General features: G+C 44.7%; 14 protein-coding genes. All 14 read right to left on the bottom strand.

All coding sequences use genetic code 11. The annotated features are described in order from the left end of the window. Window positions 1-64: 64 nt before the first annotated feature. Complete coding sequence (locus BUQ87_RS14165) at window positions 65-976, bottom strand: fumarylacetoacetate hydrolase family protein (RefSeq protein WP_038266799.1); 912 nt, start codon at window positions 974-976, stop codon at window positions 65-67. Between the two features lie 23 nt (window positions 977-999). Beyond that, window positions 1,000-1,428, bottom strand: a complete 429-nt coding sequence (aroQ, locus tag BUQ87_RS14160) for a type II 3-dehydroquinate dehydratase (RefSeq protein WP_038266802.1) — start codon at window positions 1,426-1,428, stop codon at window positions 1,000-1,002. 10 nt (window positions 1,429-1,438) lie between these two features. Continuing rightward, a complete protein-coding gene (gene aroE, locus BUQ87_RS14155) occupies window positions 1,439-2,254 on the bottom strand; it encodes a shikimate dehydrogenase (RefSeq protein WP_038266806.1) in 816 nt (271 codons plus the stop codon). A 9-nt stretch (window positions 2,255-2,263) separates the two neighbouring features. Next, a complete protein-coding gene (gene pheA / locus BUQ87_RS14150; RefSeq protein ID WP_038266808.1) occupies window positions 2,264-3,373 on the bottom strand; it encodes a prephenate dehydratase in 1,110 nt (369 codons plus the stop codon). Beyond that, window positions 3,370-4,461: a chorismate synthase gene (gene aroC / locus BUQ87_RS14145; RefSeq protein WP_038266811.1), complete on the bottom strand. Its 1,092-nt coding sequence runs from the start codon at window positions 4,459-4,461 to the stop codon at window positions 3,370-3,372. Before aroC ends, pheA begins: the two co-directional genes overlap by 4 nt. Next, window positions 4,442-5,737, bottom strand: coding sequence for a 3-phosphoshikimate 1-carboxyvinyltransferase (gene aroA / locus BUQ87_RS14140; RefSeq protein WP_038266814.1), 1,296 nt, complete (start codon window positions 5,735-5,737; stop codon window positions 4,442-4,444). The genes aroC and aroA overlap by 20 nt, the downstream gene beginning before the upstream one ends. 21 nt (window positions 5,738-5,758) lie before the next feature. After that, complete coding sequence (gene aroB, locus BUQ87_RS14135) at window positions 5,759-6,817, bottom strand: 3-dehydroquinate synthase (protein ID WP_038266817.1); 1,059 nt, start codon at window positions 6,815-6,817, stop codon at window positions 5,759-5,761. Continuing rightward, complete coding sequence (locus tag BUQ87_RS14130) at window positions 6,814-7,689, bottom strand: prephenate dehydrogenase (protein WP_077216617.1); 876 nt, start codon at window positions 7,687-7,689, stop codon at window positions 6,814-6,816. The genes aroB and BUQ87_RS14130 overlap by 4 nt, the downstream gene beginning before the upstream one ends. 3 nt (window positions 7,690-7,692) lie before the next feature. Then, a complete protein-coding gene (gene aroF / locus BUQ87_RS14125) occupies window positions 7,693-8,712 on the bottom strand; it encodes a 3-deoxy-7-phosphoheptulonate synthase (protein WP_038266823.1) in 1,020 nt (339 codons plus the stop codon). Window positions 8,713-9,061: 349 nt separating this feature from the next. After that, entirely contained in the window at window positions 9,062-9,691 is a 630-nt protein-coding gene (locus BUQ87_RS14120) for a hypothetical protein (protein WP_038266826.1), read from the bottom strand. A 118-nt stretch (window positions 9,692-9,809) separates the two neighbouring features. Further along, window positions 9,810-9,986, bottom strand: a complete 177-nt coding sequence (locus BUQ87_RS15455; RefSeq protein ID WP_169738183.1) for a hypothetical protein — start codon at window positions 9,984-9,986, stop codon at window positions 9,810-9,812. A gap of 478 nt (window positions 9,987-10,464) precedes the next feature. Continuing rightward, entirely contained in the window at window positions 10,465-12,117 is a 1,653-nt protein-coding gene (ilvB, locus tag BUQ87_RS14115; protein WP_052636258.1) for a biosynthetic-type acetolactate synthase large subunit, read from the bottom strand. Window positions 12,118-12,142: 25 nt separating this feature from the next. Continuing rightward, a complete protein-coding gene (gene ilvC, locus BUQ87_RS14110) occupies window positions 12,143-13,135 on the bottom strand; it encodes a ketol-acid reductoisomerase (RefSeq protein ID WP_038266829.1) in 993 nt (330 codons plus the stop codon). Window position 13,136: 1 nt separating this feature from the next. Then, window positions 13,137-13,379: an ACT domain-containing protein gene (locus tag BUQ87_RS14105; protein WP_038266833.1), complete on the bottom strand. Its 243-nt coding sequence runs from the start codon at window positions 13,377-13,379 to the stop codon at window positions 13,137-13,139. Window positions 13,380-13,402 lie beyond the last annotated feature (23 nt).

Raw genomic sequence — 13,402 nt, 5'->3', positions numbered from 1 at the left:
AAGGTCTTTAAGTATACCTTCTCTTTTTTATTCTCCATAAATCCCAAATGGCTTTTTATGTCGATTATACAGTCGCGACCGTATTTGTAAGAGTCCCTATATTCTCTATTTCGCATTTCACTACGTCGCCTGACCTTAAGTATTTGAATGGCTTAAATCCAAGCCCCACTCCCGACGGAGTCCCCGTTATTATTATGTCCCCTGACCTTAAATACATGCTCCTTGATATGTCGCTTATGACATAGTCTATGTCGAATATCAGATCTCTCGTATTGGCATTTTGCCTTTGCTCCCCGTTTACAGCGCACTTTATGTCAAGCTCCACCGGGTAATCCACTGCGCTCTTGTGTAAAATATAAGGCCCCATTGGACAAAACGTCGAAAGGGATTTTCCCCTGAACCACTGTTTGTGGCCTGCCTGAAGATCCCTTGCCGAAATGTCGTTTACTATTGTATATCCGAATATATGCTCCTGTACGTCGCCCTTTTTTATATCTATTCCGTCCCTGCCTATTATCACTGCAAGCTCCACCTCGTAATCGACTTCCCTTGTGACGTTTTCATCGAAAACTATATAGGCCCCGTCGCCTATTGCCGGATCGGCTATTTTGGAAAAGTATATTGGATGGCTTGGAAGCTCATTGCCCTTGTCTACGTCAGTTCCTTCTATTTCCTTTGCGTGTTCATGGTAGTTTTTCCCAAGGCATATTATGTTCCTCCTTGGATGCGGTATCGGCGCATCGAGCTTTACATCTTCATTTCTCAGAGCAAACTTTTGAAGCCCTTTTTCCTCTATTGCCGCCCTCATAACCTCGATAGTCTTGTCGTCCACTGAATCTATGAGCTCGTTCATGTCTTTTGGCGGCTGCATGCCAATCTCTTCAAATACCTTTTCTATGGGAATTATGCCTTCCCCCATATTCAAAAAAGCTCCGAGCCTTTGCTCGCCTTTAAATTCAAATGTTGCAAAATACATAATAGACCCCCCTTTCGTTTAGTCTATTGTATTCCTTTTAGAGCGTGAATTGCAAGTATGTATCCATGGATTCCAAGTCCGCATATCTGCCCCGTGCAAGCAGGTGCCGTCACGGACTTTCTCCTGAATTCCTCCCTTGAATGGATATTGCTTATATGTACTTCCACAGCCGGTATTGAAACGGCCTTTAGGGCGTCGTGTATGGCTATGCTGTAGTGGGTGTATGCAGCAGGATTTATGACTATTCCTTCGTAACTGCCAAGCGATTCCTGTATCTTGTCCACTATTGCCCCTTCGCTGTTGCTTTGGAATATATCCACATCGACGCCCATGTCCTTAGCCTGTTCCCTTATGAGCGAGCACAGCTGCTCATATCCGGCCTTTCCGTATATCTCTTTTTCCCTTGTTCCCAAAAGATTTATGTTGGGCCCGTTTATGACTATTATTTTCATGACACTCCTCCTATACCATGCTGTCCACTCGCCTGTATATATCCTCCACATCGCCATCAGAAATCTGGACGTCGTTCCATATCTCCTGCGCCTTTACTGCCTGGCCTACAAGCATGTAAAGCCCGTTCACGGCTTTTATTCCATGGGCTCTGGCCTGCTTCATAAGCATTGTCGTCTTGGGGTTGTATATGAGATCCACCACGCAGCTGAATTTTTGAACTGACTTTTCATCCAGAGGGGATTCCTCTGTACAGGGGTGCATTCCACATGGCGTGCAGTTTATAGCCGTGTCCATATCCTCAGCCCCTGCCAGTTCATTATAGTCAATAACCTCTATGTCTGTAAACTCAGCCCCTGCCATTTTTGCATTCCTGCTGACCATACATATCCGCTTGGCCCCGAAGTCCTCAAGGCATTTTACCACAGATTTTGCGGCCCCGCCTGAACCCAGCACTGCAAAGCTTTTGCCCTTTATTTCCACTTTGAACTTGTCGAGCATCATTTTGAAGCCGTAATAGTCGGTATTATAACCCATTGCGGCTCCGTCCTTGAAATGGATTGTGTTAACAGCGCCTATTGCCGCCGCCTCATCCGAAATATAGTCAAGGCTTTCCATTACATTCTGCTTGTATGGTATTGTTACATTCACGCCCCTGGCCCCGAGTGCCAAAAGCCCCTTTACCGCGGGCTTTAAATCCGCCTTCTTAACCTCGAATATGTGATAGCACCCGCTCTTTTGTAGCTTTTCAAATATTATGGAGTGTATCTGCGGCGACATGCTGTGGGAGAGCTTTTCCCCCAGTAGCCCATAAAGTCCGTTTTTCAAAGCTTTCACCTACCTTAATGCCACGTGTGACTTGTAGTTTCCAAGAAGTCTGAAATGGTTGCTTGATTTTCTTATTACATCCATGGCCTCTTTCACCTTTTCGTCCTCCACATTTCCTTCAAAATCCACATAGAACATGTATTCCCAAGGCCTGTTCTTTATTGGCCTCGACTCTATTTTAAGCATGTTGACATCCTTGCTGTGGAAGCTCTCAAGAGCCCTGTAAAGCTCTCCCGCCCTGTGTTTTATTGAAAACATTGTGCTTATCTTGTCGCTTGAGCTGTCCACTGTCATTTCTCTTCCTATTACCACAAACCTCGTATAATTGAATTCGTTGTCGTTTATGCCGCTTTCAAGCATCTCCAGCCCGTAAATCTTTGCGGCGTTTTCACCGGCAATCGCAGCCTTTGAGATGTCACCCGACTGTGACACGAATTTTGCGCTGTAAGCAGTATTGTGATACGGTATAAGCTTCCAGCCTGGATATCTTTTGAGGAAAGTGCTTGACTGCTGGAATCCCTGGCTGTGAGAATAGACTTCCTTTACATCCTCGATTTTAGCTCCCTTTATTCCCATTAGGTTTTGCTTTATTCTAAGGCATATTTCGCCGACTATGTGAAAACCGTATTTCCCTATGAGGTCGTATACACTGTTTATGCTTCCCGTTGATGAATTTTCTATCGGAATCACACCGTACTGGATTTCACCGCCTGAAAGCCCGCAAAACACGTCTTCAAATTCCATGTACTCGAATGCATCTGCCTCTTCGCCAAAATACTCTGTTGCCGCCTGGTGTCCAAATGATCCTTTCACACCCTGAAAGCCTATGCGTATTCCTTCCTTTCCAATTCCTCTTATCCTTCTTTGCTGGACATTTTTGCTCAGCTCCATCAGATTTTTAAGGAATTCCTCCAGCTCTTTTGAGTACTCCTTGTTTCCAAGAAGGGATATCCCCTTATTTATGACATTTTCTTCCCTTGAGCTGTTTAATATTCCTATTTTGTTTTGAAGCTTTACATCGGCTATCTTCTCTACAGTACTCATCCTGCTTTCAAACAGCTCTACAAGCTTTTTGTCTATACTGTCTATTTCGTCTCTAAGTTTTTCAAGCTCGTTCAAAAGCATTCTCCCCTTTCCATTATCATGTCTAAAGCTGCAATTGCAGCACCTGCTTCTATAACCGGAATGGCCCTTTGTACTATGCACGGGTCATGTCTTCCCTCTATTTCAAGCTCCACTTCGCTCATTTTTTCAATGTCCACGCTGCTTTGAGGTCTGCCTATGGACGGCGTAGGCTTTATTGCAGCCTTGAAAACAATAGGCATACCGTTTGTTATTCCTCCGACTATTCCTCCATTGTTGTTTTTTCTGTGGAGTATTTTTCCGTCTTTTATATAAGGTTCATCGTTTGCCTGTGAACCCTTCATATTTGAAATGTCAAATCCTGCTCCGAATTCAATTCCCTTTACTGCAGGCACCGAAAACATAATATGTGCTATGTTACTTTCCACAGAGTCAAAAAACGGATCTCCAACCCCAGCACGTACTCCCGTGACAGCACACTCTATTACTCCTCCTACAGAGTCCAAATCATCTTTTGCCTTTATAATTTCCTGCCTCATAAGATCTGCCTTTGCATTGTCGAGTACTGGAATCTCCATTGCTTTAAGACCCTGTGCAATTTCAGGGTCTATGTTTTCAAAGCAGAAGTCATCGTCCTTTACAGATCCTATGCTCTTTACATGGGCCATTACACTTATGCCCATGCCCTGCAGAATCTGCTGGGCAATGGCCCCTGCAAATACAACCGGAGCGGTAAGCCTTCCCGAAAAATGGCCTCCTCCCCTGTAGTCGTTGAATCCGCCATATCTCACCATGCCGGTATAGTCAGCATGTCCGGGCCTCAGCATCGATTTTGTCTTTTCATAGTCATTTGACCTTCTGTCCTTGTTTCTTATCATTACCGCAAGAGGTGTTCCCGTTGTCTTTCCATTGAAATATCCGCTTAATATCTCAAATTCATCGCCTTCGGCCCTTGGCGTGGAAAGCTTGTTCTTGCCCGGAGCCCTTCTTTTCATATGCATTTTTATATTGTCTATGTCAAGCTCCACTCCGCCCGGCAGTCCGTCTATTACAGCACCTATGGCAGTCCCGTGGGATTCCCCAAATATTGAAATTTTAAAATTCCTACCCCAAGTCGCGCTCATTTATATCTCCTCCAAGCGATTTGAAATCCTCCCAAAAGCCAGGATATGATTTTGCCACTGACTCAGACCCGACTATCGTTACAGGAGAGCTGCATCTTGTGGATGCCACTGCCATGGCCATCGCAATCCTGTGGTCGTTCCAGCTTCTTACAGTGCCTCCTTCAAGACTTTCAACCCCGTCTATCACAAGCCCCTCTTCAAGCTCTTTTATGTTTGCCCCCAGCTTTGAAAGCTCGCTTGCCGTGGACTTTATCCTGTCTGACTCCTTTATCCTTAGCCTTGCAGCATTTTTTATCACAGTGGTCCCCCTGCTTAGAGACGCCAGCACAGATATTATAGGGACAAGGTCCGGAATCTGCGATGCATCTATCACCATGGCTTTTGTGTCTCCGCTTAAAGCCTTTATTGTGTTTGCTTCACTGCTTTGAATCTGTATCCCCATTTTCTCTATTATGTCCACTATCTCGCGGTCTCCCTGAAGCGATTCCATGTTGAGGTCCATGCAGTCTATATCCGAGGATATGCAGCCTGCCACAAGCCAGAATGCTGCCTGAGAAAAGTCTCCTTCGACCCTGTAATTGCATGCCCTGTAGCTTTGGTCCCCTCTTATGATGAATCTTTCATAATTGTCATTTTGAATGTCAATTCCAAATTTATTGAGCACTTCTATTGTAAGGTCTATGTACCCCTTCGACTCAAGAGGCGTATCCATTACTATGCTTGAATCTCCATGGAGAAGGGGCAGCGTAAACATAAGCCCTGTGATGAACTGCGAGCTGACATCGCCTCTAATGTGGAACTGCCCCGCCTTCAGTTTTCCGTCCACTGTGAGCGGAAGCTTTCCGGAATCGTTTTTATAGCTTATTCCCTGCTCTTCGAATATGTCATAATATATGTCCAGAGGTCTTTCCACAAGCTTTCCTCTTCCTTCAAACCTCATGGGCCCGTCTGAAAGCGCCGCTATCGGTATTAGAAATCTCAGAGTCGACCCCGACTCTATGCAGTCTATGGCATCTTTGGAATGTACAGGTCTTTTAACTCCTTTTATCATAAGCGTCCTTCTGCCCTCGCCGCCTTCAATTTCATCTATCTGCGCGCCGTATGACCTCATTCCGCTGCATGTGGCCTGCATGTCCTTTGACATTACAACATTTTCAATTCTGCTTTCGCCTTCTGAAAGCGCCGCGGCTATTATGGCCCTGTGGCTTATGCTCTTTGACGGAGGTATTTTTACCGTTCCTCTCAGCTTTTTAGGATTTATGTCTACTGCCTTCAAATCCCTCTCTCCCTTCTACTCTTATATGAACTGCTTCAGATTATTTTTCCTTATCTTTTTTATATATCCTTTTCCAATCGCTTCTATCATTATAAGGTTTATGTCGTTTGAGCTTGATTTCTTGTCGAGCCTCAGCGTATCTTCAACGACTTTGCTTTCCATTTGCGGATATTCAACAGGAAGATTGTACCTCTCCAAAAGGCCCTGTATCCTGTCCGATGTGCCCGGTGCTACAATGTCCATATTTTCTCCCTTTCGGGTCATGTGGACCATTCCAAGGCCTACTCCCTCGCCGTGAGTGTATTTTGAATACCCAAAATATTTTTCTACGACATGTCCGAAAGTATGTCCAAAATTGAGAAGCATCCTCTCGCCCTTGTCCTTTTCATCAATTTGGACTATATCCCTTTTTATGGAGCAGCATGTCATTATTATATAGTCCATGCACTCCTTCACGGAGTCTATGTTCAGTTTTTCAAGTTTTTCAAAAAGCTCCCTGTCCTTTATGCAGGCATATTTTATGACTTCCGCCATACCGTCCGAGAAAAATCTATCTTCAAGGGTAGACAGGACATTCGGGTCTATTATTACCGCCTCGGGCTGATAAAAGTTTCCTATGAGGTTTTTACCTATTTCAAGGTTTACTGCGACCTTGCCCCCTACGCTGCTGTCTATTTGAGCTATGAGAGAAGTCGGAACCTGAATGAATCTAACACCCCGAAGAAGTGTTGCGGCGGCAAAACCTGCAAGGTCTCCGATCACTCCACCTCCAAGCGCTATTATCATGTCGGATCTTGTAATTCCGCCCTCTAAAAGCTTGGTGCACACCCTCTCGTACACGGAAAGCGACTTGCTCTTTTCTCCCGGCTCGACCTCTACCGTGAATGGCTCAAACCCTGCATTTTCAAGATCTTTTGAAAATTCATCCCCGTATATTCCGTTTACATTCGAGTCGCTCACTATGCCTATGCGCTTTCCCGAATATAAATCCTTTATTATTTCTGCACTTTTTGAAATGATTCCTCTTTCAATATATATTGGATACGTTTTATCTTTTGTCACTACGTTTAGGATGTTCAACAAATTTCACCTCTCCTGGCACTTGCCGTGTCCATTATCTTTTCAAGCTCGCTTTCATCCGAGTTTATTATGGCCTGTTTTATGACTTCCATACTCTCTTGCATCTTTTGGATCTGGTGCGCAACATTTTCTTTGTTCTCCATGAACAGCTCTCCCCATAGCCTGCTGTTTATCTGTGCCACCCTTGTAGCGTCCTTGAAGCTCGTCCCCATGAAATCCTTTAAACACTCCGGGCTACCCATACTCATAAGTGCAAGTGCGACTATGTGAGGCATGTGGCTTGTAAAGGCTATTGCCCTGTCGTGCTCTCCCGGTGAAAGTCTTGTTATGTTTGTGCAGCCTATCTGCCCTGCAAGTGCTTCAACTTTCATTATAGCTCTTTTTGTGTTGGACTTGCACGGGGTTATTATATAATTCGCCCCTTCGAACATTGAAGAATATGCATGGTTTACTCCCTGAGACTCGCTTCCAGCCATGGGATGTCCGCCTACAAACTCGAGATCGCTTCTCATTATGCTCTCTATCTGGTCTATAAGTCCTTCCTTTATTCCTGAAACGTCTGTGATTACTGCTCCTTTTTTGAAAATGTCCATATGACTCTTTATGAACTCGACCGTATCATGGGGGTAAAGGCATATTATGACTAAGTCCGCCTTGGGAATTATCTCACCCGCCTCTGTGGATCCCCCGCTTACAAGGCCCCTTTTCACTCCAGTGTCTATAATGCCTTGGTCAATGTCTATTCCCCATACGTTTTCAAAACCCTTTTGCATAAGGGCTCCCCCTATGGAGCCCCCTATTACCCCCAGTCCTACAATTGCAATGTCCTCAAATCTGCCTATAGAAAAGTCGCATTCACGCACTCTTCTCACCCGCTAAATGGATATGGTCTTGTTTTCTATTTGTGCAATCTGTTTTATAGACTTCATGAGGTCTTTGAACTGGTCTGGGGTTAATGACTGCTGTCCGTCACATTTTGCGTTCGCCGGATCATTGTGAACCTCTATCATAAGTCCGTCTGCCCCTACGGCTATTGCGGCCTTTGAAAGGGGCTCCACCATCCAAGAAAGTCCTGCAGCGTGGCTTGGGTCCACAACTACCGGAAGGTGGCTTAGTTTTTTGATTGCCGGTATTGCGCTCAGGTCTAGAGTGTTTCTTGTGAAGTTTTCGAATGTCCTTATCCCTCTTTCGCAAAGTATTACGTTTTCATTTCCGCCAGCCATGATGTACTCTGCTGACATTATAAGTTCTTCTATGCTCGATGACATGCCCCGCTTTAGAAGCACCGGCTTTTTAGACCTACCTACCTCTTTTAGAAGCTCGAAGTTTTGCATGTTCCTTGCGCCTATTTGCATAACGTCCACGTGCTCTTCGAAAATCTCCAAATGCGATGCTGACATTATCTCTGTGACTATAGGAAGACCCGTCTCCTTCTTAGCCTCTTCGAGAAGCTTAAGCCCCTCTTCCCTAAGACCCTGGAAGCTGTACGGAGATGTTCTAGGCTTGAACGCCCCTCCTCTTAGGAATCCCGCTCCAGCCGCCTTTACGTCTCTTGCAATTCCTACTATCTGCTCTATTCCCTCAACCGAACAAGGTCCAGCTATTATTCCAATATGTCCTCCGCCTATCTTTCTTCCTGCAACTTCCACTATGGTGTCTTCAGGCTTGAACATCTTGTTCGCCTTTTTGTAAGGCTCCTGGATGTTTACGACCTTTTCGACGTTCTTATTTGAATTTATAAGCTCTCTGTCTATATTGCTCGTATCCCCTACAAGTCCGAGTATATGGTAGCTTTCTCCCTGAACCTCGTGAACCTTGCATCCAAGGCTTTCCATTTTGTTTCTTATCTTGTCTATGTCTTCCCTCTTTGTTCCTGCTCTCATAACTATCACCATTTTGACCTCTCCCTTACATTTATATTGTTCGTATTTTTGTTGTAGTGTTTCATTTCCTGTAAATTTGTTTTCTCGCCATACGTAATTTCCAGTCCGAAAAATGTAATAAAAAAAGCCCCATTGAACTTCAATGAGACCCATACCGCCGCAAGTTCGGCGCTTGTTATAGTCTATTTAAAATCCAAATTCCCTCGGAGGGTTTATTTTTTTATATTTCAAGTGGCCAGCGCTAAAATAATAAAAGCCCCAGTTAAAAAGGTAAAATCTAAAATATTCGTTTGCTGCTATGCTCTTATTTGTATTCAGGCTGTTTTCCACTGTATTTCCCTCCCAGTCTTATGTTTATATTCTAGTTAAGTCCTCTTATCACTTCAACTGCCAGCGCACTGTCCGGCACTCCGTTTTCGATTGCCGCCGCCAGAATGTTTTCAAGCTTTTGAGCCTCTTCCTTCATGTCCAGCGTGCATCTTAGCATCATTATCGATGATATTATGCTATCCCTGATTGAATCCCCTGTACTGCCGTGTATGTCTATTCCACTTGATCCTACATTTACGAATGCTGACGGCTTTCCATCCGGAATAAGCTTTTCATTGATTCTTGTCTTTACGATTGACTCGCCTGCACATTTTTCCACTTCTGATACATCTATGCCGCTGCAGATTCTTTCGACTCTGCGCCCTATATCGCAAATACTTGAATTCGATGCGCCTGCTACGTTTTGAGGAACAATTTTCGCAAATGTTCTGAGCCTCTTCTTGAGGTTTTCTATGCTCTCATCTGCAATGTTTCCGTGCCCTATAACCACCGCATCGCTCTTTGTGCACTCAATTTCAGTGCTTTCACACGTAGCGTCGAGCTCTTCAATGTTGATTCTGTGGCCGAACACCTCGCCTGTCCTCTTGAGTACTCTAAGTCCAACCCTTGTAGACTCCAAAACCTCTCCTGCATTTGATAAAACAGCTACCTTAACCTTCATTTTCCCTACCTCCTGTTTTATTAGCAAATTCTTTGAATTTTTGAATTAAAAAAGGCCCCATTGATTTTTCAATGAGACCCTAACAGCAATTTTGAATATGCCCTTAATCGTATGTCCTCTAGGCCGTCTGAAGCTTGCAGCCTAAATTCTCTTTTAATCTCATTGTAAACAGCTCATATAGATTTTTGAATGCAAAGTAACCAGCGCTAATAAAATAAAAGCCCCAGCTAAAAAAGTAAAAATAGAGTTCATTTTGTAATTTTGCATTCATTCTGTTTACCATAAGACCCTTCATAAGTGCATCCTCCCTTGAGCTTTTGACGTTAGTATCATGCTCTCTACAGTTTCATAAGTTTTACAATTTTTTATATTGTAGTCCATTCTACCATGCATTTTACATAAGTCAATAGATTTTTAAGATCTTTTTTCAGAATATTCTATTTTTTTACGTATAGTTTTTTTTGCATTTACGCAATTGCAAGGTTGCTCGCGGATACAGCATTTCGCGAATATTTTATTATTTAATCATAAAAATTTTCGTAAATGTTAGTTTTTATCCATTATGTATACTGCAAATTTGAAGCAATAAATACTTCATCAAGTGCCCTTATATATATGGTTCCTAAATTCACAAAAATTTTTATGACTCCATAATTTCTGACAATTTATGCTTTTTAATTTATCCATTCATGTTTTCAATAGCAATCCTCCCGCTTAAAAAGTTTCTTTAAGCGGAAGCTTTATTTGCTCTGTCGATTCACACGATATTCATATTATACGTATATCATATCCCATATTCCGCCGCCCGGCCTTACCATGGGCTCGACGTTCATTTCCTTTTCTGTCACGCACTCTATTACGGCGCTTTTGGACCCGTCCACTCTTGAAAGAACGTCCTCAAGCTCGCCGTAGCTTTTCGCCCTGAACGAACTTATCCCAAATGCCCTCGCCAGCGTGCAGTAGTCCGTGTTGTCGCAAACGTCGACTGCGCTGTATCTCTCCTGCGTGAAAACCTTTTGAAGCTGCCTCACCATTCCAAGCGCGCTGTTGTTTAACACAACCACCGTTATTGGAATGTCGTAGGCGTTCATTGTCGCAAGCTCGTTGAAGTTCATTTTGAAGCTTCCGTCTCCTGTGATAAGCACTACTCTTTCAGCCCCTGCAGCCTTTCCCCCTATTGCCGCGCCGAGTCCGTAGCCCATGGCTCCAAGTCCCCCCGAACTTAAAAAGCCTCCTTTGGCTTCGAACTTCCAGTGCTGGGCAGTCCACATCTGGTGCTGTCCGACGTCAGTTGCGACAACGGCGTTAGCGAATTTTCCGTTTATCCTCGATATTATCCCCTTTGCATTGAAATTGATCCCCGAATGCATTGACTTTATCTCATTTTCCCTTGACCTTGCCTCTTCTATCCACGAGCTTCTGTCCATCTCTTTTGAAATGTCTGTAAGCCTAGGAAGCAAGGTTTTTATGTCTCCCCTTATCGGCATTGTATTTTGGACATTCTTGCCCATTTCCGTCTCGTCTATGTCTATTTGTATGACTGTCTTTCCTAATGCGTCCCCCTTGCATACGCTCCTGTCGCTGAATCTTGCGCCTACGGCGATTATAAGGTCGCTTTCAGCTATGGCCATGTTGGCAACTCTGTGGCCGTGCATTCCGCACAGCCCTAGTGAAAGACAGTGGCTTGACGGGAATGAGGAAAGCCCCATTAGTGTGTTTGCAACCGGTATGTCGCACTTTTGGGCAAACTCCAGTAGCTCTTCAAACGCCTTTGACCTTGTAACCCCCCCGCCTGCGTATATTACGGGCTTTTTGCTCCTGCCTATCTCTATTGCCGCCTCTTCAATCTGCCTGATTGTATCAGGATGTATTTCTGAAATCATGCTTTTTTCTTCTACAGCCCTCTGCTCATAGTCGACTATTTCAAGGAATACATCCCTTGGTATGTCTATGTGCACAGGGCCCGGCCTGCCTGAAGAGGCTATTTCAAATGCCTCCCTCACGGTCTGAACAAATCTCGATGCATCCGTAAGACTGTAGTTGTGCTTTGTGATCGGAAGCGTCATGGCTGTTATGTCAATCTCCTGGAATGAGTCCCTTCCAAGAAGCGCCGATGGTGCCTGCCCAGTAATTACCACCATCGGTATGGAGTCCATGTGGGCTCCTGCTATTCCCGTTATGAGGTTTGTGGCCCCAGGTCCGGATGTTGCTATGCAAACTCCAGGCCTGCCGCTCACTCTGGCGTAGCCGTCCGCCGCAAACACAGCCCCCTGCTCGTGGGCGGTCCTTATGTGTTTTATCCTGCCCGTATTTTTGTGAAGGGAGTCGTAAAGGGGCACTACGGCCCCTCCCGGATATCCAAACACCGTGTCTACTTTGTTTTCAAGTATTATCTCTATAAGTGCGTCCGATGCGCTTATCCTCAATACATTCACCCCCAAGGCTAGCGTTTTAGCCCTTGATCCAAGTCATCATAGATCTTAACTCTTTTCCAACCTCCACTATAGGATGCTCCAGCTCGTTTCTCTTTATCGAGTTGAAGTTAGGCCTGTTCAGAGCATTTTCCATAAGCCAATTTCTTGCGAACTCCCCGTTTTGGATTTCAGTAAGCGCCTTTTTCATTTCGGCCCTTGTCTCATCTGTAACTATTCTTCTTCCTATCATGTAGTCTCCATACTCGGCAGTGTCAGATATGCTGTATCTCATGTTCTCGAAGCCTCCCTCGTAAAGAAGGTCCACTATAAGCTTTAGCTCGTGAAGGCACTCGAAATATGCAACTTCCTTTTGGTATCCCGCGTTTACAAGTGTATCAAATCCTGCCTTTATAAGCTCTGTAACCCCTCCGCAAAGCACTGCCTGCTCTCCGAAAAGGTCTGTTTCAGTCTCCTCTTTGAATGTAGTTTCAAGTACTCCTGCTCTTGCAGATCCTATTCCTATCGCATAAGACATTGCAATGTCTCTTGCCTTTCCGCTGTAGTCCTGATGAATCGCTATAAGAGCCGGAACTCCTCCGCCTTCCGTGTACACCCTTCTTACAAGGTGTCCAGGTCCCTTTGGCGCAGCCATGAATACATCCACGTTTTCAGGCGGGTTGATCTGTGTGAAGTGGATGTTGAATCCGTGCGCGAATGCTAGCGCGTCGCCTTCCTTTAGGTTATCCTTTATGCTCTGCTCGTAAACCTCCCTTTGCTTTTCGTCAGGGATAAGCATCATTATAACGTCTGAAAGTCTTGCAGCCTCTGCAACTTCGTACACTTCGAATCCGTCTTTTCTCGCCTTGTCTGCAGACTTGCTCTCCTTGTGGAGTCCTATCACAACGTCTGCTCCGCTTTCCTTTAGGTTTAGCGCGTGGGCGTGTCCCTGGCTTCCGTATCCGATTATCGCAACCTTCTTGCCCTTTATTATTCCTGCATCTCCGTCTTTTTCATAGTACATCTTCGCCATTTTAATTCTCCCCCTTGATTTCTTTTATTTCTGATATTCCAAAAAGTTTTTCAACGTGCTTCATTGCATATTCAGGCGCGTATTCCGAGTCATCGCCAAGCGTTATCATCAGGCTCGTAGCCATACCTTCCACATGCTCCATGTTGACGTTTTTTATGTCAAATCTTTTTCTCTTGAGTATTCCAACAATCCTCAGTAGCGATTCCACTCCGTTTTCTGCCCTTATCTCAAAACTCCTGGCCATGCTCTACACCCCTTTTCATATTT

This window comes from Peptoclostridium litorale DSM 5388 (assembly GCF_900141635.1).
GTDB lineage: Bacteria > Bacillota > Clostridia > Peptostreptococcales > Peptostreptococcaceae > Peptoclostridium > Peptoclostridium litorale.
Note: the sequence above shows the minus strand (reverse complement) of the source record. Positions and strands in the feature narration are given on the sequence as shown.